We start from the raw sequence: 18,793 nt of genomic DNA on the forward strand, positions 1-18,793 counted from the left end.
GTCGACTGTGAACGCAGACGGCGTATTCAGTCTCTGAATGGGGCGTCACATGTTGACTCAGTCTCGGCTGATGGCCAGTATTCGGGTATCGCCGATTTGGCGATAGCCTTGTGGCATGTCTACTAAATATCGATTTCGCGATAAATACCGAATTCAGCTACGGGAAAAGGATCACCCACCGCCTCACGTTCACCTTACCGGTGGCGGCGTTGATGTGATGCTGAGCCTGGAGACCATTGAAGTGATGATGAGTAAGGCACCGCCGCTGATTGTCAAGGAGGCCCTCGCATGGGTAGCCACACATCAGGCGCAATTATTGGAGGACTGGAAACAATGTTATCCATGAAGCGGCCTCGTCTGGCTGCCGTGAGAGCGCTGCCGGATTTCCGCCTGGCATTGACGTTCATTGATGGCCAGCAGCTGACGCTCGATCTGGGACGAGACATTCGTGGATTTCCGGGGCTACGACCGTTGCTGGATAGCGATGTGTTCGCGACTGCGACGCTAGACGAGGACGGGTGGGCGGTTGAATGGCTTGAACCGGATATACAGATCGGCGCAGACACCCTTTATATGGACGCGCTGGCACAGAATGCCCTGGACGAAAACACCCGGATCTTCATTGACTGGCGTGCCCGAACGGGACTATCACTTCAGCAGGCCGCCGAAGCACTGGGCGTCAGTGCTCGCAGCATCAGCCGTTACAGCAATGGTCGCGAGGCCGTGCCTCGTTCGCTCGCGCTGGCTTGTCTGGGCTGGGATTCGCTGCAACAGCAGTCGACCATTGCAGCAGAAGATAGCGGTCGTTATATCGTCAACCGTAAACCTTAACCCTCGTCCGGCTTCGGCCGCTCATAACGGGCGTTGAATGCCTGAATGAAGCCGTTGCGCAAAATCTGTAGAAACGCTTCGAATGCGTTGATGTTCTGCTGATGCACATTGCCACTGAGTTCGACGCGGGTGGCGAACTGGTTTTTGTTCTGGTTTTTCAGCACGGTTTCGGTGCCACCGACCAGCGCTTCCCAGATCGAGCGGAAAATGCCCTTGTTCTTGTTTTCCACGTCCTGCTGCCAGTTGAACACGTCAACGTCGCGCAGCAGCGGTTTGATGTAACCGGTCAGCCGCGCATTGTCTGCCTTGGCTTCGATAACCACATCGCCGTGGCCGGCGTTGAAGTCGAATTTGCCATAAGCTGCGGCGAAATCGTTCATGCGTTTGAGCTCGATGTCGCGCGCGCGCAGGCGGAATTCGAAATCTTCGAAGTCACTCAGCGGATCGAAAGTAGCGGTCACTTCGACGGGGGCATGCCCCAGCAGCAGGGCCTTGCCTTCGAACAGGGCATCGCGTTTGCCTTCCTTGTCGACAACGTTGGTCAGGTTGTAGATGCTCGCGTTGACCTTGCTCGCATTCATGTTCACCGGTGGCTTTGAGTTGAAGTTGCGGAAGGTGATGCGGCCATCGTTGATCTGCACCTCGTCGAGGGTAATTGGCAGCAGTTTGCCCAGTTGCTCACGCCAGTCGGTGCCTTGACCGGTCTGGGAGTTCTGTTTGTTGGCGCCACCATCGACAAAGTTGATTTCGGGGTTGAGAAATTGCACCTGCGCGACCACGGCATGGTCGTACCACAGTGAGTGCCAGCTCACCGACAGATCGATCAATGGGGCATCGACGAACGGCACCGGTACCTTGCCGTCGACCTTGACGATTTTCAGGCCATTGATTTTGTAGGCGCCGCGCCACAAGGCAAGGTCAACATCGGTGATCTGACCGCGGTAATCGCCCATGTCGGCGAGTTTGTCATTGAGGTAGTCGCGCACTACATACGGCAAGGCAAAGTGCACCGCCAGCAGCAGTACAACGACGCCCGCGAAGGTCCATAGCGGCCAACTGTAACGACGCTTCATGGCAGGGTTCCTGAATAAGGTCCTTGAGGATTCTTTGCGATTGACTCTCGGCGTTCGCAGACGTTCGACCCGACTGGACTGTGATGGGCAACAGGCTTACCGTGGAAGGCTGAATTCAACGCTGCACAAGGACCCAGCCAATGAGCCGTATTTTTGCTGATAACGCCCATTCCATCGGTAATACACCGCTGGTGCAGATCAACCGCATTGCGCCGCGCGGTGTGACCATTCTGGCCAAGATCGAGGGGCGCAACCCCGGTTATTCGGTGAAATGCCGGATCGGCGCCAACATGATCTGGGACGCTGAAAGCAGCGGCAGACTCAAACCGGGCATGACCATCGTCGAGCCGACATCGGGCAATACCGGTATCGGCCTGGCCTTCGTCGCCGCAGCCCGGGGCTACAAGCTCATGCTGACCATGCCCGCCTCGATGAGCATCGAGCGGCGCAAGGTGCTCAAGGCGCTGGGTGCCGAACTGGTGCTGACCGAACCGGCCAAAGGCATGAAAGGCGCTATCGAAAAAGCGGCCGAGATCGTCGCCAGCGATGCCGACAAATACTTCATGCCGGCGCAATTCGATAACCCGGCGAACCCGGCAATCCATGAGAAGACCACCGGCCCGGAAATCTGGAACGACACCGACGGTGCGGTCGACGTGCTGGTCGCGGGCGTCGGTACCGGTGGAACCATCACCGGCGTTTCGCGGTATATCAAGAACACTGCTGGCAAACCGATTATCTCGGTGGCCGTGGAACCGACGTCATCGCCGGTCATCACTCAGGCCCTGGCTGGTCAGGAGATCAAACCGAGCCCGCACAAGATTCAGGGGATCGGCGCCGGTTTCGTGCCAAAGAACCTTGATCTGTCGATGGTCGACCGGGTGGAACAGGTGACCGACGAAGAGTCCAAGGCCATGGCGCTGCGCCTGATGCAGGAAGAGGGGATTCTGTGCGGGATTTCCTGCGGTGCGGCGATGGCGGTTGCCGTGCGTCTGGCTGAAACGCCGGAAATGCAGGGCAAGACCATTGTCGTGGTGCTGCCGGACTCCGGTGAACGTTATCTGTCGAGCATGCTGTTCAGCGACTTGTTCACCGAGCAGGAGAACCAGCAGTAGGCAGATTGATGCAGGTCAGCCAGGGTTCAGGATCCCTGTGCTAATAAATGCTTTGTTGCGAACCGCTTGACACTGAATCTTGTCAGGCGGGTTTTTCCCGGCGCCGGTAGTGTTTATCATGGCCGGCTGCCATGCCGGGTAAAAGGCATGCGCAGCGTTGTCTTTATTCAAGGAGTTGTTGATGACCGTTTCGTTTGCCGCCAAGGCGTTTGTGCTGTTGCTGTTTTTGGGCAGCACGCTTTATGTGCATTTGCGCGGTAAGGCGCGTTTGCCGGTATTGCGTCAGTTCGTCAACCACTCGGCGCTGTTCGCTCCGTATAACGCTTTGATGTACCTGTTTTCCGGGGTGCCCTCGAAACCGTATCTGGATCGCAGCAAGTTTCCGGAACTGGATGTGCTGCGCGATAACTGGGAAACCATTCGCGACGAAGCGTTGCACCTGTTCGACGAAGGCTATATCCGCGCCGCAGAGAAGAACAACGACGCCGGTTTCGGTTCGTTCTTCAAGAAGGGCTGGAAGCGTTTCTACCTCAAGTGGTACGACAAGCCGCTGCCATCGGCCGAAACCCTGTGCCCGAAAACCGTGGCGCTGGTCAGTGCGATTCCCAACGTCAAAGGCGCGATGTTTGCGCTGCTGCCGGGCGGCAGTCACCTCAACCCGCATCGCGACCCGTTCGCCGGTTCACTGCGGTACCACTTGGGCCTGTCGACGCCGAACTCGGACGATTGCCGGATCTTCGTCGACGGTCAGGTCTACGCCTGGCGTGACGGTGAAGACGTAATGTTCGACGAGACCTATGTGCACTGGGTCAAGAACGAAACCGAGCAGACTCGCGTGATCCTGTTCTGCGACATCGAGCGCCCGTTGAGCAACCGTGTGATGACCCGCATCAACCGCTTCATCAGTGGCTGGCTCGGTCGGGCCACTGCTCCGCAGAACCTTGACGACGAACGCGTCGGCGGGATCAATCAGGCTTACGCCTGGAGCAAGCGTTTTAGCGACAAATTCAGCGGCGTGGTCAAACAATGGAAGCGCCGTCATCCCAAGGCCTACCGCGTGATGCGGCCGGTGCTGGCGGTGGTTGTGCTGACGTTGTTGGGGTATTGGCTGTTTGGTTGAGGTTGACTCAGGGAATAAAAAACCGCTCCTTTAGGAGCGGTTTTTTGTTCAAAGTCGACCGGCAGCCAGAACCGAAGGCTCGTCTTCGATGCCTGTAGCCAGCAACTGCAACAAACGTTTTTGACTGGCTGTCAGTTCAGGCTCAACTGACTTTCTGTTTTTTACTGAGCGGATCATTGCCACGGAAGGTCTTTTTCTGACTCTACTCATGCTAGCTCCGAAATTGGTTATTAATTGATCGATTTTCAAGGTACAAGATCCCTAAGTGTTTTGACAAGTCGGCCTTCGTTGTCGAAGTCGAAACCGAGCTTTTGATAAATGGGAATCGCGCCGCTCAGGGGCTCTTGGACTTCCAGAACAACACAACCGATGAATTGCGCATATCGTTCAATTACGATCAATGCCAACATACCGATGCGGTTTTTCAAAGGATGTGTTCCGCCAGGCCGGCCCTCCAGCCTGACGATCCGTAATCGGCGCCGACTGTTGTTCGGGTTCGCGAAGCACAATCCGCAGAGCTGGTCTTCAAACCAGATTGCAATATCCAGCGACTGCGGTTCACGTGCTTTCCACGCAATGACTTCATGCCAGAAAAAATGCGGCTCCTCCCAGAGTTCCAAAGCGCGCAGCGCTTGCGCATCTATAGGTTCAAAGCGTATGTGTGATAGATCGACGGCAGCAGCGTCGGTCGACCCAATTCTCGTCTGTAATCGGGCGATTTCCAGACCAATTTGCTTTCTGGCCTCTGACCGATACACCTGATACCGCAAATACGTCCGTTCCCTTGGCATGTGATCTCTTGCATTCCTTGTCTCTTGGCAATCCGTTGCCACCGCCAATTACCCTAATCACCCGGCACCGCAGTGTCGCTAGCGGCCCTTTGCCCAAGTCATTGCAATCTGTGTCCCGCGCTGGTTATAGTCGGCGCTCGTGAATCAGACGACTCACGTTCCTTCCAAAGAGATCCGCACCAATGCCTGCATCCCACATCAACGCGGTAGTCGATTCAGCGGTCAACGCTGGCGTCGTGCCGTGCGGGAATCAGCAGCCTGTGCAGATCAGCCATTACCCCCCACCTGTCAGTAGCACGCCGGTGCGCGCAGTTGTAGCACCGCCGGGCGTTGGCGTTTCGGGCTGATCGGCAGTTTTTTGCTGACCCCTGCGCCCGCCAGAAAAACCTACTGAATTTCAGCTTCGGCTGAGTTGGCTTTGTGCCTGACTACAGGTGGTATTCATGTTTGTCCTTTCGAAACAATCCGCGCTCGCGGCGGCGTCCACGAGCCTGTTCGTTCTGCTGTGGAGCAGCGGAGCGATTTTCTCCAAGTGGGGATTGGCCCACGCTTCACCGTTCGCCTTTTTGCTGATCCGCTTTGCGATTGCCTTGTGCGGGCTGGTGCTGCTGGCGCCGCTGCTCAAACTGAAGTTGCCCAAGGGCTGCAAGCCGATGTTGTTCGCGATCGCGACGGGAGTGGTGCTGTTGGGGGCCTATCAGATTTTTTATCTGCTGGCCTTGAACAGCAAAGTCACGCCAGGCGTGATGGCCACCATCATGGGCGTGCAGCCGATCCTCACGGTGGTACTCATGGAACGGCAGCGCTCGACCAGTCGGATGTTCGGACTGGCGCTGGGGTTGGCCGGGCTGATCATGGTGGTGTATCAGGGGATCGGTCTGGCCGGGATGTCCTGGGCCGGCATGCTGTTCGGTCTGCTGGCGCTGGCGAGCATGACGCTGGGCTCGATCATGCAGAAACGGATCACTGACAATCCGCTCGGCACACTGCCGGTGCAGTATCTGGCCGGGCTGTTGCTGTGCGGGATATTCGTGCCGTTTCAGCCGTTCCACTTCGAACACAGCGCAGGGTTCATCGTGCCGGTGTTGTGGATGGGGCTGGTGGTTTCGGTGCTGGCGACGCTGTTGCTGTATCGCTTGATCGCACGGGGCAATCTGGTCAACGTCACCAGTCTGTTTTATCTGATACCGGCGGTGACGGCGCTGATGGATTACCTGATTTTCGGCAATCGCCTGGCGGCGTTGAGTGTGCTGGGGATGTTGTTGATTATTGTTGGTCTGGGGTTTGTGTTTCGTAAGTCTTAATGACCTTCAATTGCGACGGTGGCTGTTCGGCCGCCATCGCGAGCAGGCTCACTCCTACAGGGGGAACGCATTTCAACTTGTAGGAGTGAGCCTGCTCGCGATAGCGATCTTCGCCACCAACGCAATTAACGATCAGCCACCACTGCTGGCTTCACCACCGCAGGTTTCAACACCAGCCACAACGCCAGCGCAATCAGAACCCCGCCATACACGTGCGCCATTGAAAGCGGCTCATCCAGCAACAACGCCCCCCACAACACCCCGAACGGTGGAATCATGAAGGTCACGGTCATCGACTTCACCGGGCCGATCGAGCTGAGCAGGCGGAAATAGATGATGTAGGCAAACGCCGTGCAACCCAGGCCAAGCCCCAGCAGCGACAGCCAGACGTGCCAGCCGCCCCAGCTCACTGGCGGTGCAGTGATGACGCTGTAGCCGAACAGTGGCAGTAGAAACAACGTTGCCCCGAGCATACTGCCCAGCGCCGAGAGGCGACTGTCCAGCCCGCCGGCCTGATCCAGCCAGCGCCGTGCGAGGAACCCGGCAAAGCCATAGCAAGTGGTCGCGAGCAAACAGGCGACAGCGCCCATCAACAGTTGCAGGTCGAAAGCCACCGGGCCGGCGCGGGTCAGCACGCCGACGCCGAACAAGCCGAGAAACACTCCGCCCAGTTTCGCTGCGGTGAGCTTTTCACTGAAGAACAAACCGCCGATCAGCACGCCCATCAATGGCGTGGTGGCATTGAAAATCGCGGAATAACCGGCCGGCAATACTTGCGCCGCCACCGAGTACAGCGTCGCCGGAATCCCCGAGTTGATCACGCCCAGCAGCATCACGGTTTTCAGTTTGCCTTTGAAATCCCAGCTGATGCGCATCAGCCCGAGGATGACCAGCAAGCCGGCGGCCGCAATCGACACCCGGAAGAAACCGGTCGGAATGGTGCCGATCACTGGCGCAATGATGCGCATGAACAGAAAACTCGCGCCCCAGATAGCGGCCAGCGACAACATGCGGAAAATATCGACAGGGCTCACGGCAGGTCTCCTTCCTTGATCGGGACGAGAGTGTTGCCGAGTGCCCTGGCCATGGCAACCGCTAATCGGGCATTTAATTTCGCATCACCCAGCACGAGTGGGCTTGTTGGGCAAGCCGGTATCGGTTTTGGCTGAAATTGCACTTTTCCTGTGAGCCTTTCCGTGACTAAGCTCAAGCGAACCAAATTCGCGCCGAGGTTTCACCCATGCCGCAGCAATGGCCAGCCACCGACATCGCCCGCATGATCCTCGCTGGCTTCGACGATTACCGCGAGCATTTCCGGCGTATCACCGACGGTGCCCGCGAGCGTTTCGAGCAGGCCCGCTGGCAAGAAGCCCAGACTGCCTCGGCGGCGCGGATCAGCCTCTACGAGGAAAAGGTCGGCGAAACCGTTGCGCGCCTGCGCGAGCATTTCGATGAACAGACGTTGATGAATGTCAGTTGCTGGCCGCTGGTCAAAAGCGCCTACATCAGTGTGATCGACCTGCGCTTCGACGATGAGCTGTCAGAGACCTGGTACAACTCGATTTTCTGCGGACTGTTCAGCCATGACCTGATCAGCGATGGCTGCATGTTCATCCACACCACCCGGCCGACCTTGCGTCGTGCCCGCGCCGCGCAGACCCGCACCTACAAGCCGCAGGGCCAACTGTCGGGCATGCTCGCCAGTATCTTCGCCGACTTCCGCTTCAGTGAGGATTACGCCGATCTGCCCGGCGACCTTAGTCGGCTCGAAGCACAACTGCGGGAAAACCTGCCGGACTGGGTGTGCAAGGACCCGGAACTGGCGGTGGAGCTGTTTTCCTCGGTGCTGTACCGCAACAAGGGCGCCTATCTGGTCGGGCGCATTTATACCCGCGACGAGCAATGGCCGCTGGTGATTCCGTTGCTGCACCGCGAAGGACGGGGGATTCAGATCGATGCGTTGATCACCGACGAAGCCGACGTATCGATCATCTTCTCGTTTACCCGTTCGTATTTCATGGTCGACGTGCCGGTGCCGGCCGAGTTCATCGGTTTTCTGCGGCGCATTCTGCCGGGCAAGCACATCGCCGAGTTGTACACCTCGATCGGTTTCTATAAACACGGCAAGTCCGAGTTTTACCGCGCGCTGATCAATCACCTGGCCAATACCGACGATCAGTTCATCATGGCACCGGGCGTGCGCGGCATGGTCATGAGTGTGTTTACCCTGCCGGGTTTCAACACCGTGTTCAAAATCATCAAGGACCGTTTCTCACCGTCGAAAAATGTCGACCGCGCCACGGTGATCGAAAAGTACCGACTGGTGAAAAGTGTCGATCGGGTAGGGCGCATGGCCGATACCCAGGAATTCGCCGACTTCCGTTTTCCGCTGAGCAAGTTCGAGCCGGCGTGTCTGCAGGAATTGCTCGAAGTCGCGCCCTCGACGGTTTCGGTGGAAGGCGAGACGGTGCTGATCCGCCACTGCTGGACCGAGCGGCGCATGACCCCGCTCAACCTGTACCTGGAAAATGCCAACGAGGCTCAGGTGCGCGAGGCGCTGGAGGATTACGGTCTGGCGATCAAGCAACTGGCGGCGGCGAACATTTTCCCCGGCGACATGCTGCTGAAAAACTTCGGCGTCACCCGACATGGGCGGGTGGTGTTTTATGACTACGACGAGATCTGTTTCCTGACTGAGGCCAACTTCCGCCACATCCCCGCGCCGCGCACGCCGGAAGATGAAATGGCATCCGAACCGTGGTACTCGATCGGGCCGCTGGACGTGTTTCCCGAGGAGTTTCCGCCGTTTCTGTTTGCCGATGCCGGGCAGCGCAAGCTGTTCGATCAGTTGCATGGCGAGTTGTACGACGCCGACTACTGGAAAAGCCTGCAAGAGGCGATTCGCGCCGGGAAAGTCATTGACGTCTTCCCGTATCGGCGCAAGGGCCTCAATAACGAATGACGGCAGCTACAAGCTACAAGCTTCAAGCTTCAAGCTAAAGGCCGCTACGGCTTTAACTTGCAGCTTGCGGCTTGGCGCTGACAGCTGCTTTTTCCTGATCGTTCCCATGCTCTGCGTGGGTATGCCTCATCAGACGCTCCGCGTCCGCTTCTGGGACGCAGAGCGTCCCCGGCTGCATTCCCACGCGGAGCGTGGGAACGATCGCTAGAAAAGCAGCGGCAAGCGGCAAGCTTCAAGCTACAAGTCACAGCGGCTTTTAACTTGCAGCTTGCGGCTTGGCGCTGACAGCTGCTTTTCTGCCACAATCGCCCCCCTGCATTAACAGACGACCGAATTGCCTACCCGATGACCGACGAATCGCCCTCCATCGACAAACTGCTGAAAAACCTCGATCACGCCATGCTCGCCGACCGTCACCGGTTGCGCCGGCAGTTGCTTGAGCTGCGCAAGAAACCCGACGAGGCGAAACTGGCTCAGTGGGTGGCGCGCATGCAGGCGTCCTGTGATCAGGTGCTGGCGCGCAAGGCCAGCCTGCCGGTGATTCGTTACGACGACAGCCTGCCGATCGCGGCCAAGCGTGACGAAATCAAAAAGGCCCTGGAACAGCATCAGGTGCTGATCATCGCCGGCGAAACCGGTTCGGGCAAAACCACCCAGTTGCCGAAGATCTGTCTGGAAATCGGTCGCGGCCAGCACGGTTTGGTCGGCCACACCCAGCCGCGTCGAATCGCTGCGCGCAGTGTCGCCAGTCGCGTCGCCGAAGAACTCGGCACACCGCTCGGGGCGCTGGTCGGCTATCAGGTGCGCTTCGAGGATCAGAGTGACGCCAATACCCTGATCAAGCTGATGACCGACGGCATCCTGCTCGCGGAAACCCAGAACGACCGCTATCTGGAACGCTACGACACGATCATCGTCGACGAAGCCCACGAACGCAGCCTCAACATCGATTTCCTCCTCGGTTACCTGAAAACCCTGCTGCCGCGCCGTCCGGATCTGAAAGTCATCATCACCTCGGCGACCATCGATCTGGAGCGCTTTTCCAGGCACTTCGACGATGCGCCGATTGTCGAAGTGTCCGGCCGCACGTTCCCGGTGGAAACCTGGTATCGCCCGCTGACACTGGAGCAGGACGAGGAGGGCAACCGGGTCGAGGACGACCTGACCGTCGATCAGGCGATTCTCGCCACTCTTGATGAGATCGCCGCTTACGAGCGCAGCGAACGCCGCAGTCCCGGCGATGTGCTGGTGTTCCTGCCTGGCGAGCGAGAGATCCGCGATGCCGCCGACATGTTGCGCAAGGCGCAGCTCAAACATACCGAAATTCTGCCGCTGTACGCGCGCCTGTCGCCGGCTGAGCAGCAGCGGATTTTCCAGTCGCACCCCGGTCGCCGCGTAGTCCTGGCGACCAACGTTGCAGAAACCTCGCTGACCGTGCCGGGCATCCGCTACGTGATCGACAGCGGCACCGCGCGCATCAGCCGCTACAGCTACCGCGCCAAGGTTCAACGCTTGCCGATCGAGGCGATTTCCCAGGCCAGCGCCAATCAGCGCAAGGGCCGTTGCGGCCGGGTCGAGCCGGGTATCTGCGTGCGCCTGTACAGCGAGGAAGACTTCCTCGGTCGCCCGGAATTTACCGATCCGGAAATCCTGCGCACCAACCTCGCCGCCGTTATCTTGCAGATGCTGCACCTGCGCCTTGGCGAAATTACCGCGTTCCCGTTCATCGAGCCGCCGGATGGCAAGGCGATCAGCGACGGGTTCAACCTGTTGCAGGAGCTTTCGGCAGTCGACCGTAACAGTCAGCTGACGCCGCTGGGTCGCCAATTGGCGCGCCTGCCGGTCGATCCGCGCATGGGCCGCATGCTGCTGGAAGCGGCGAAACTCGGCAGCCTGCAGGAAGTGCTGATCGTCGCCAGCGCCATGTCGATTCAGGACCCGCGCGAGCGTCCGCCGGAGCGCCAGCAAGCGGCCGATCAGGCCCACGCACAATGGAAAGACAGCGATTCCGACTTCGCCGGACTGGTCAATCTATGGCGCGGTTTTGAAGAGCAGCGCCAAGCGCTGACGGCCAGTCCGCTGCGCAACTGGTGCCGCAAAAACTTCCTCAATTACATGCGCTTGCGCGAATGGCGCGATTCGCATCGCCAGTTGAGCCTGATCTGCCGCGACATGCAGCTAAGCCTGAACAAAGAGCCGGCCGACTATCCGAAACTGCACAAAGCGGTGCTGGTCGGCCTGCTCAGCCAGATCGGCCAGAAAACCGAAGACGGCGATTACCTCGGCGCACGGCAGCGACGCTTCTGGATTCATCCGTCGTCGGGTATCGGCAAAAAGCGCCCGCAATGGCTGATGGCCGCTGAACTGGTGGAAACCACCAAGCTCTATGCGCGCATGGTCGCCAAGATCGACGCCGACTGGATCGAACCACTGGCCGGGCACCTGATCAAGAAAAACCACTTCGAACCGCACTGGGAAAAGAAGCGCGGTCAGGTGGTGGCTTTCGAGCAGATCACCTTGTTCGGCCTGATCGTCGTCGGCCGGCGCCCGGTGCATTACGGCCCGGTCGATCCTGTGGTGTCGCGCGAGCTGTTTATCCGCGAGGGCCTGGTGCGCGGCGAGATTCAGTCCCGAGCCAAATGCCTGAGCGCCAACCAGCAATTGCTCGAGCAGCTCGACGAACTGGAAGCCAAGGCGCGCCGCCGTGACATTCTTGCCGACGAAGAAACCTTATACGCGTTCTACGACGCACGTTTGCCGGCCGAGATCCACCAGACTGCGACCTTCGATAGCTGGTACAAGGTCAACAGCCAGAAAGACCCGCAACTGCTGATCATGCGCGAGGAGGACGTGCTGGCTCGCGAGGCCAGTGAAGTCACCGCACGCGATTACCCGGACACGCTGCACATCGGCGATCTGGAACTGGCGCTGGCCTACCACTTCGAACCCAATCACCCGCGCGACGGCGTGACCCTGCGAGTGCCGGCGCCGCTGTTGCCGATGCTGCCGCCGGAGCGCCTGGAGTGGCTGGTGCCGGGGCTGATCGAGGCCAAATGCATTGCGCTGGTGCGCAATCTGCCGAAAGCCCTGCGCAAGAACTTTGTGCCGGTGCCGGATTTCATCAAAGCCGCGTTGCAGCGCATGACCTTCGCCGAAGGTTCGCTGCCGCAAGCGCTTGGTCGTGAACTGCTGCGCATGACCGGTGCGCGGGTCAGCGACGAGGCGTGGGCGGAAGCTGCGCAGCAGGTGGAAAGCCATCTGCGCATGAACCTGGAAATCGTCGATGGCCAAGGCAAGTTCCTCGGCGAAGGCCGCGATCTGGCCGAGCTGACCGCGCGCTTTGCCGAAGCCAGCCAGGCGGCACTGGCGGTGCCGCAGAGTGCCAAGAGTCAGCAGCCGGTGGAGGCGAAAGTCTTCGCGCCGGTGGCGGAAAAGACTCAGCAAAAGATTGCCGGCCTGTCGATGACGGTGTATCCGGCGCTGGTCGAGGAGGGCGGTACGGTCAAGGAAGGGCGCTTCTCGACGCCGGCCGAGGCCGAGTTCCAGCATCGGCGAGCCTTGCAGCGCTTGCTGATGCAGCAATTGGCCGAGCCGGCCAAATTCCTGCGCGGCAAGTTACCGGGGCAGACCGAGCTGGGCTTGCTCTATCGTGAGCTGGGCCGCGTCGATGCGCTGGTGGAGGACATTCTGCTGGCCAGTCTCGACAGCTGCATCCTTGACGGCGAAGACCCGTTGCCCCGTGACGGTGCCGGTCTGGCGGCACTGGCCGAGCGCAAACGCGGCAACTGGACCGAGCACGCCGAGCGCGTGGCACGCCTGGCGCTGGAGATTCTCAAGCTCTGGCACGGTTTGCAAAAACGCTTCAAGGGCAAGATCGACCTGGCTCAGGCTGTGGCGCTGAATGACATCAAGCAGCAAATCGGCCATCTGGTTTATCCGGGGTTCGTCCGTGAAACGCCGATGCAGTGGCTCAAGGAGCTGCCGCGTTACCTGAAAGCAGTCGAACAGCGCTTCGACAAGCTTGCTGCGCAATTGCAGAAGGACCGGGTCTGGAGCAGCGAACTCGCCGGCCTCTGGGCGCAATACCAGGCCCGTGCGGCCAAGCATGCGCAGGAAGGCAAACGCGATCCGCAGCTTGAGTTGTACCGCTGGTGGCTGGAGGAATACCGCGTCTCGCTGTTCGCCCAGCAGTTGGGCACGAAAGTGCCGATCTCGGATAAGCGCCTGAGCAAGCAGTGGAGCCAGGTCGAGCCTTGATCTCGAGCCATGCGCAATCCCCTGTAGGAGTGAGCCTGCTCGCGATTGCGGTGTGTCAGTCACATTATCACTGGCAGACAGATCGCTATCGCGAGCAGGCTCACTCCTACAGGGGGAGCGGCGTTTGGCAGGAGAATGGCGCCAAAACCCTGGGTTTATGGCAAACTTCGCCACCATAAACGCCGGTTTCGCGACCCAGAGCCTTCGCCGTGTCGCGCCGTGGAATAAAACGATGCCAGGTTTGCGTCCCCCGGACGGCAATAGACCCTTTGTGTGTTGGTACGACGGTTCCAGCACTTTCTGCCTGAACAGATTAGAGAAACGAGCATGCATAACGTCGTCATCAGCGGCACCGGCCTGTACACCCCGGCCAACAGCATCTCCAACGAAGAGCTGGTGGAATCTTTCAACACCTATGTCGCCCGGTTCAATGCCGACAATGCCGAGGCCATCGCCAGCGGCGAAATCCAGGCCCTGACCGAATCCAGCGCCGCGTTCATCGAAAAAGCCTCGGGCATCAAGAGCCGCTTCGTCATGGACAAGGACGGCATCCTTGATCCGCAACGCATGGCCCCGCGCCTGCCGGAGCGTTCCAACGACGAATGGTCGGTGCTCTGCCAGATGGCCGTGGGCGCGGCCGAGCAAGCCTTGCAGCGTGCCGGCAAGACCGCCGCCGATATCGACGGCGTGATCGTTGCCTGCTCGAACCTGCAACGAGCCTATCCGGCCATTGCCATCGAAGTCCAGGAAGCGCTGGGCATTCAGGGCTTCGGTTTCGACATGAACGTCGCCTGCTCCTCGGCGACCTTCGGCATTCAGGCAGCGGCCAACAGTGTGCAACTGGGCCAGGCGCGGGCGATTCTGATGGTCAACCCGGAAGTCTGCACCGGCCACCTCAACTTCCGCGACCGTGACAGCCACTTCATTTTCGGTGACGCCGCCACGGCCGTGATCATTGAGCGGGCCGATCTGGCCACCTCCAAGTACCAGTTCGACGTGGTCAGCACCAAGCTGCTGACCAAGTTCTCCAACAATATCCGCAACAACTTCGGTTTCCTCAACCGTGCGGCTGAAGAAGGCATTGGCACGCGCGACAAGCTGTTCGTGCAGGAAGGCCGCAAGGTGTTCAAGGACGTTTGCCCGATGGTTGCCGAACTGGTCGGCGAGCATCTGCAGGAAAACCAGCTCAATGTCGCCGACGTGAAGCGCTTCTGGCTGCACCAGGCCAACCTGAGCATGAACCACCTGATCGTGCGCAAACTGCTCGGCCGCGAAGCCACCGAAGAGGAAGCGCCGGTGATTCTCGACACCTACGCCAACACCAGTTCGGCCGGTTCGGTGATTGCATTCCACAAATATCAGGACGACCTCGCCTCCGGCTCGCTGGCGGTGCTCAGTTCGTTCGGTGCGGGCTATTCGATCGGCAGCGTGATTCTGCGCAAGCGGTGAAATCGGTTTAATTTCCGCTTAATCGCGGCGACCTTTCCTACATCCGAATCGGCTCTAACGCTGTAATTTTTCCGCAGAGAGCGGCAGGTCCATGACCTGCCGTGTTCGTCTATGGAATCGGAACAAGGGGATGATGGATGGCAGCTGACGATAACCTCCTGCTCGCGCGCCTGCTGGCCGGCGAGCAACAGGCATTCAAGGAACTGGTGACGACGTATCAGAGCGCCATGCGCGCCGTGGCTTATGCCATCGTCGGCCAGCGCCATGTCGAAGAGGTGGTGCAGGACGCCTGGCTGTCGGTGGTGCGCCATCTCGGCAGCTTCGAGGGGCGTTCCAGCCTCAAGACCTGGCTGCTGACCATCACCGCCAATTCGGCGAAAAGTCGCTACAAGCTCAATCGCCGCGAAGTGCTGATGGATGATTTGCCGTCGCCTCACGGCAGCATCGACGATGATCGTTTTTCCTCGGCTGACGGCCATTGGCTGGTGGCGCCGTTCGCCTGGCATCAGGACACGCCCGAAGCGCTGCTCACCGAAGGCGAATTGCGCGACTGTCTGGAGCACACGCTGCTGAGCCTGTCGGAACTGCAGAGCAGCGTCTTGCTGTTGCGCGAGCGTCAGGGACTGGAGTTGGAAGAAATCTGTAATCTTCTGGAGATCTCGCTCTCCAACGTGCGTGTGCTGCTGCATCGTGCGCGGCTGAAAGTCTTCGCGACCGTGGAGCATTTTGAGGAGACCGGAGAATGCTGACCTGTAAGGAACAAGTGGCGCGCTCCAGCGATTATCTCGATGACCAGTTGAGTTTTCGGGAAAAGCTGATGGTGCGCCATCACTTGATGTTCTGCCCCAACTGCCGGCGTTTCATGCGGCAGATGCGTTTGATGCAGGCGACACTGAAGGCGATGCCGGAGAAACCGGAACAGGGAGTGGATGCCCTGGCTGAACGTCTGGCGACGCAGAGGCGCGACGAGAATTCCTGAAAAAATCAGCCCGGTGTAGCGCCAGCGAACGGATGATGGGGATCGCTGAAGCGGCACCGGGCTGCAGGAAAACCAGCTTCGATCGACAAGCCGCAAGGGGAGCGGTGACTTGCAGCTTGTCGCTCGAAGCCTGAAGCTGGTTCTTAGAACTTGGCTTCGGCATCCAGTTGCAGGGTGTTGGCATCTGCATCACGCTGACCGCGGCTGGCGAAGTCGGCCTTGGTCAGGAAGTAGGTCGCGCCGATGGCGAAGTTCTTGTCGATGTCGTAACCGACCTTGAACTTGTGACCACGCGAACCGGTCGTGCCGTTGGCGAAGTCGGAATCGGTGAAGGCACCGACCACGGCGTTGCGCTGCACGTCGCGGTAGTTGTAGTCGAGGTTCAGGCCGAACACTTTCGATTTCGCGCCGAGCAGCCAGGCGGTGTCCTGATCGGTCACGGCATCGTTGTTTTTCACGTACTGACCGTAGAACGACAGTGGCATCGGCAGACCGCCGATGTCGACCTGGCTGAACCCTTCATACAGACGGAATTCGTTGTTGGCCGAGTTGCCGTTGACGGCCAGGGCGCACGGTGTCGAAGTACCGGTGCAACGGCTGTCGTCGTCGTTCTGGTAGGCGTAGACACTGCCGCCCAGAGTCACTTTCAGGTTATCGGTGATGTTGAAGCGGCTGCCCAACTGGCCGGCGGTCAGTCGCAGGTCATGGCGGAACTGTACGCCGTCGCCGTCGACGTTGTCCTTGAGGTTGTAGTTACCCAGGCTGCCGAACAGCTCGGCGCTGCCGCCCAGTGGATACTTGTAGGTGAGTGCCAGACCTTCCGGGTTGATATCGCTGTCCCAGATAACGTCGCCCATGCTCACCCACGGTTGCAGCATCTTGCCGCCGATGACGTGCAGGTTCTTGATCTGGTCAGGGTGGTAGTCGATGTAGCCGAGGTCGAGCCAGATCTGCTTCTTGTCGAAGTAGTTGTCCTGGTCCTGGTTGGTCGAACGCGCGTCGTCACCGCCGCCAGTGGCGATACGAATGCCGGTGTCGACCTGCGGGTTGATCTCGGTATAGGCGCCCAGACGGGCACGGATGCGCTGACGGTCCTTGTCGCGGCCGCCGTTGTTCGGTTCGCCGTCGATCTTGATGGTTTCCTGACGGATACGCACATCGCCCTTGAACTGGGTCTTGGCCGCCCAGGCCAGTTTCTGGTCGAAGGCGCTTTGTTCGTTGCTCTTCCTGGCGACAGCCGCGACTTGTTCGTTGGTCTCTTGCTGCGCCTGCTGGGCGATTTGCTGAGCCTTCTGATCCTTGGCCAGCTCCGTTTGCAGTTCGATGTACTGCGCCTGGGAAATCGAACCGTTGGCCTTGAGCATGTCGAGCAGTTTGGCGTCGACTGCGGCACTGGCCGGAACACTCATGGCCAGCAACAGGCCGCCACACAGGGCTGCCGCAGTTTTCGTGGAAGCAAGACGCATAGCAATCTCCGAAGATGAAAGGGATGGCTGAACCATCCTGGGCACAACCGACGTTGACGTCGGAAAACTGTGTCCGGGCTAGAACCCGGCGCTCTAAAAACAGGCGCCAGTATCGCGATCGTTTATGACAGAGCAGTGGCACGGTGATGGCAGGTTGATGACGATCGCGATGCGCCCTGAACTATCGGGCTAGAGCACTGTCGTCGCGATGGCGGGTGTGCAACGGCGCGCAATCGGCGATACTCGCCGGGCGCTGAAGTCTGTCTGGAGAGCTTGTCGATGCCGTTGCAATGCCTGCAAAACCTATCGCAAATCGCCCCGGCGAGCTGGGACGCACTGGTGCCGGAAAACCAGCCGTTTCTGCGTCACGCTTTCCTCAGTGCGATGGAGGACAGCGGCAGCGTCGGCCCGCACAGCGGTTGGCAGCCCGAGCATTTGCTGCATGTTGAAGGGGATCGCCTGATCGCCGCGTTACCCGGTTATCGCAAGTGGCATTCCTACGGCGAATACGTTTTCGATCACGGCTGGGCCGACGCCTGTGCCCGTGCCGGCATCGACTATTACCCCAAGTATCTCAGCGCCGTGCCGTTCAGCCCGGTCGGCGGTCCGCGGCTGTTGGCGGCGAATGTCGAAGACGGTTACGAACTGCTCAAGAGTCTGCCGGGCTATCTGGAGATCGAAGGGCTTTCCAGCGCGCACATCAATTTCACCGACCCGTTCACCGACGCGGCGATGGCCGAACAGCCTGGCTGGCTGCAGCGCATTGGCTGCCAGTATCACTGGCAGAATCGCGGCTACCGCGACTTCCAGGATTTCCTCGATGCGCTCAGTTCCCGCAAGCGCAAACAGATGCGCAAGGAGCGTGAGCAAGTGGCGGAGCAGGGCTTCGAATTCGAGTGGCTGGAGGGGCGTGAGCTGGACGAGGCGCAATGGGATTTCGTCTACGCCTGCTACGCCAATACCTACGCGGTGCGGCGCCAGGCGCCGTACCTGACCCGTGAGTTTTTCAGTCTGCTCGCCGAGCGCATGCCCGAAGCGATTCGCGTGGTACTGGCCAAACAAGGTTCTCGGCCGGTGGCGATGGCCTTCAGTCTGGTCGGTGGCGACAGTTTCTACGGTCGTTACTGGGGCTGCCTGGCCGAGTTCGATCGGCTGCATTTCGAGACGTGTTTCTATCAGGGCATGGACTATGCGATCGCCCACGGCTATCAGCGCTTTGATGCCGGTGCGCAGGGTGAACACAAGTTGATTCGCGGGTTTGAGCCGGTGATCACCCATTCGTGGCATTACTTGCGCCACCCGGGGTTGAAGGCGGCGGTGAAAGATTTCCTCCAGCTGGAACGGGCCGGCGTCCTTGCTTATGCCGAAGAAGCCCGCAGCGCCTTGCCCTACCGCCAAACCTAGAACCACTGTGGGAGCGAGCCTGCTCGCGAAGGCGGTGTGCCA

General features: G+C 59.5%; 16 protein-coding genes. 11 read left to right on the forward strand and 5 right to left on the reverse strand.

Annotation, left to right across the window (positions count from 1 at the left end; genetic code table 11):
* Positions 1 to 115: 115 nt before the first annotated feature.
* Together BLU52_RS05420 and BLU52_RS05425 are read left to right on the forward strand one after the other, a co-directional pair.
* The gene (locus BLU52_RS05420) at positions 116 to 346 is read left to right on the forward strand and encodes a DUF4160 domain-containing protein (RefSeq protein ID WP_090282243.1); all 231 of its coding nucleotides are present in this window, start codon (positions 116 to 118) and stop codon (positions 344 to 346) included.
* Positions 334 to 831, forward strand: coding sequence for a helix-turn-helix domain-containing protein (locus tag BLU52_RS05425; protein ID WP_090282244.1), 498 nt, complete (start codon positions 334 to 336; stop codon positions 829 to 831). Before BLU52_RS05420 ends, BLU52_RS05425 begins: the two co-directional genes overlap by 13 nt.
* On the opposite strand, the gene BLU52_RS05430 is transcribed toward BLU52_RS05425, so the two are convergent.
* Positions 828 to 1,904, reverse strand: a complete 1,077-nt coding sequence (locus BLU52_RS05430) for a DUF748 domain-containing protein (RefSeq protein WP_090282245.1) — start codon at positions 1,902 to 1,904, stop codon at positions 828 to 830. The two genes, BLU52_RS05425 and BLU52_RS05430, sit on opposite strands and share 4 nt — an antisense overlap.
* Before the next feature lie 140 nt (positions 1,905 to 2,044).
* On the opposite strand from BLU52_RS05430, the gene cysK reads away from it, so the two are divergent.
* Positions 2,045 to 3,019 (forward strand): cysteine synthase A, encoded by a 975-nt coding sequence (gene cysK, locus BLU52_RS05435; RefSeq protein WP_090282246.1) that lies wholly within the window; start codon positions 2,045 to 2,047, stop codon positions 3,017 to 3,019.
* A gap of 181 nt (positions 3,020 to 3,200) precedes the next feature.
* Positions 3,201 to 4,139: an aspartyl/asparaginyl beta-hydroxylase domain-containing protein gene (locus tag BLU52_RS05440; protein ID WP_090282247.1), complete on the forward strand. Its 939-nt coding sequence runs from the start codon at positions 3,201 to 3,203 to the stop codon at positions 4,137 to 4,139.
* Between the two features lie 48 nt (positions 4,140 to 4,187).
* Here BLU52_RS05440 and BLU52_RS26625 read toward each other — a convergent pair whose 3' ends face one another.
* Together BLU52_RS26625 and BLU52_RS05445 are read right to left on the reverse strand one after the other, a co-directional pair.
* Complete coding sequence (locus BLU52_RS26625; protein ID WP_157720677.1) at positions 4,188 to 4,388, reverse strand: hypothetical protein; 201 nt, start codon at positions 4,386 to 4,388, stop codon at positions 4,188 to 4,190.
* Complete coding sequence (locus tag BLU52_RS05445) at positions 4,385 to 4,930, reverse strand: hypothetical protein (RefSeq protein ID WP_090282248.1); 546 nt, start codon at positions 4,928 to 4,930, stop codon at positions 4,385 to 4,387. Before BLU52_RS05445 ends, BLU52_RS26625 begins: the two co-directional genes overlap by 4 nt.
* Positions 4,931 to 5,373: 443 nt before the next feature.
* Here BLU52_RS05445 and BLU52_RS05450 point away from each other — a divergent pair, with 443 nt between their 5' ends.
* Positions 5,374 to 6,234: a DMT family transporter gene (locus BLU52_RS05450; RefSeq protein WP_090282249.1), complete on the forward strand. Its 861-nt coding sequence runs from the start codon at positions 5,374 to 5,376 to the stop codon at positions 6,232 to 6,234.
* Positions 6,235 to 6,359: 125 nt separating this feature from the next.
* On the opposite strand, the gene BLU52_RS05455 is transcribed toward BLU52_RS05450, so the two are convergent.
* Positions 6,360 to 7,268, reverse strand: coding sequence for a DMT family transporter (locus BLU52_RS05455; protein ID WP_090282250.1), 909 nt, complete (start codon positions 7,266 to 7,268; stop codon positions 6,360 to 6,362).
* A gap of 206 nt (positions 7,269 to 7,474) precedes the next feature.
* Here BLU52_RS05455 and aceK point away from each other — a divergent pair, with 206 nt between their 5' ends.
* From aceK to BLU52_RS05480, 5 genes are all read left to right on the forward strand, one after another.
* Positions 7,475 to 9,196 (forward strand): bifunctional isocitrate dehydrogenase kinase/phosphatase, encoded by a 1,722-nt coding sequence (gene aceK, locus BLU52_RS05460; RefSeq protein ID WP_090282251.1) that lies wholly within the window; start codon positions 7,475 to 7,477, stop codon positions 9,194 to 9,196.
* A 345-nt stretch (positions 9,197 to 9,541) separates the two neighbouring features.
* Positions 9,542 to 13,453 (forward strand): ATP-dependent RNA helicase HrpA, encoded by a 3,912-nt coding sequence (gene hrpA, locus BLU52_RS05465; protein WP_090282252.1) that lies wholly within the window; start codon positions 9,542 to 9,544, stop codon positions 13,451 to 13,453.
* Between the two features lie 327 nt (positions 13,454 to 13,780).
* Positions 13,781 to 14,902 (forward strand): beta-ketoacyl-ACP synthase III, encoded by a 1,122-nt coding sequence (locus BLU52_RS05470; RefSeq protein ID WP_090282253.1) that lies wholly within the window; start codon positions 13,781 to 13,783, stop codon positions 14,900 to 14,902.
* Between the two features lie 137 nt (positions 14,903 to 15,039).
* The gene (locus BLU52_RS05475) at positions 15,040 to 15,651 is read left to right on the forward strand and encodes an RNA polymerase sigma factor (RefSeq protein WP_090282254.1); all 612 of its coding nucleotides are present in this window, start codon (positions 15,040 to 15,042) and stop codon (positions 15,649 to 15,651) included.
* Positions 15,645 to 15,881 carry an anti-sigma factor family protein gene (locus BLU52_RS05480; RefSeq protein ID WP_090282255.1) on the forward strand — a complete coding sequence of 79 codons (237 nt, stop codon included), beginning with the start codon at positions 15,645 to 15,647 and terminating at the stop codon, positions 15,879 to 15,881. Before BLU52_RS05475 ends, BLU52_RS05480 begins: the two co-directional genes overlap by 7 nt.
* 143 nt (positions 15,882 to 16,024) lie before the next feature.
* Here BLU52_RS05480 and BLU52_RS05485 read toward each other — a convergent pair whose 3' ends face one another.
* The gene (locus BLU52_RS05485) at positions 16,025 to 17,347 is read right to left on the reverse strand and encodes a putative porin (RefSeq protein ID WP_090282256.1); all 1,323 of its coding nucleotides are present in this window, start codon (positions 17,345 to 17,347) and stop codon (positions 16,025 to 16,027) included.
* Between the two features lie 279 nt (positions 17,348 to 17,626).
* Here BLU52_RS05485 and BLU52_RS05490 point away from each other — a divergent pair, with 279 nt between their 5' ends.
* Entirely contained in the window at positions 17,627 to 18,751 is a 1,125-nt protein-coding gene (locus BLU52_RS05490) for a GNAT family N-acetyltransferase (protein WP_090282257.1), read from the forward strand.
* The last annotated feature ends 42 nt before the right edge of the window (positions 18,752 to 18,793 follow it).

Source organism: Pseudomonas granadensis, assembly GCF_900105485.1.
In the GTDB taxonomy this organism is placed as follows: domain Bacteria; phylum Pseudomonadota; class Gammaproteobacteria; order Pseudomonadales; family Pseudomonadaceae; genus Aquipseudomonas; species Aquipseudomonas granadensis.

Bases quoted from the DNA above. Each gene is read 5' to 3' on its own strand.
- BLU52_RS05420 (WP_090282243.1), top strand. From the start codon at position 116: ATGTCTACTAAATATCGATTTCGCGATAAATACCGAATTCAGCTACGG.
- BLU52_RS05425 (WP_090282244.1), top strand. From the start codon at position 334: ATGTTATCCATGAAGCGGCCTCGTCTGGCTGCCGTGAGAGCGCTGCCG.
- BLU52_RS05430 (WP_090282245.1), bottom strand. From the start codon at position 1,904: ATGAAGCGTCGTTACAGTTGGCCGCTATGGACCTTCGCGGGCGTCGTT.
- cysK (WP_090282246.1), top strand. From the start codon at position 2,045: ATGAGCCGTATTTTTGCTGATAACGCCCATTCCATCGGTAATACACCG.
- BLU52_RS05440 (WP_090282247.1), top strand. From the start codon at position 3,201: ATGACCGTTTCGTTTGCCGCCAAGGCGTTTGTGCTGTTGCTGTTTTTG.
- BLU52_RS05445 (WP_090282248.1), bottom strand. From the start codon at position 4,930: ATGCCAAGGGAACGGACGTATTTGCGGTATCAGGTGTATCGGTCAGAG.
- BLU52_RS05450 (WP_090282249.1), top strand. From the start codon at position 5,374: ATGTTTGTCCTTTCGAAACAATCCGCGCTCGCGGCGGCGTCCACGAGC.
- aceK (WP_090282251.1), top strand. From the start codon at position 7,475: ATGCCGCAGCAATGGCCAGCCACCGACATCGCCCGCATGATCCTCGCT.
- hrpA (WP_090282252.1), top strand. From the start codon at position 9,542: ATGACCGACGAATCGCCCTCCATCGACAAACTGCTGAAAAACCTCGAT.
- BLU52_RS05470 (WP_090282253.1), top strand. From the start codon at position 13,781: ATGCATAACGTCGTCATCAGCGGCACCGGCCTGTACACCCCGGCCAAC.
- BLU52_RS05475 (WP_090282254.1), top strand. From the start codon at position 15,040: ATGGCAGCTGACGATAACCTCCTGCTCGCGCGCCTGCTGGCCGGCGAG.
- BLU52_RS05480 (WP_090282255.1), top strand. From the start codon at position 15,645: ATGCTGACCTGTAAGGAACAAGTGGCGCGCTCCAGCGATTATCTCGAT.
- BLU52_RS05485 (WP_090282256.1), bottom strand. From the start codon at position 17,347: ATGCGTCTTGCTTCCACGAAAACTGCGGCAGCCCTGTGTGGCGGCCTG.
- BLU52_RS05490 (WP_090282257.1), top strand. From the start codon at position 17,627: ATGCCGTTGCAATGCCTGCAAAACCTATCGCAAATCGCCCCGGCGAGC.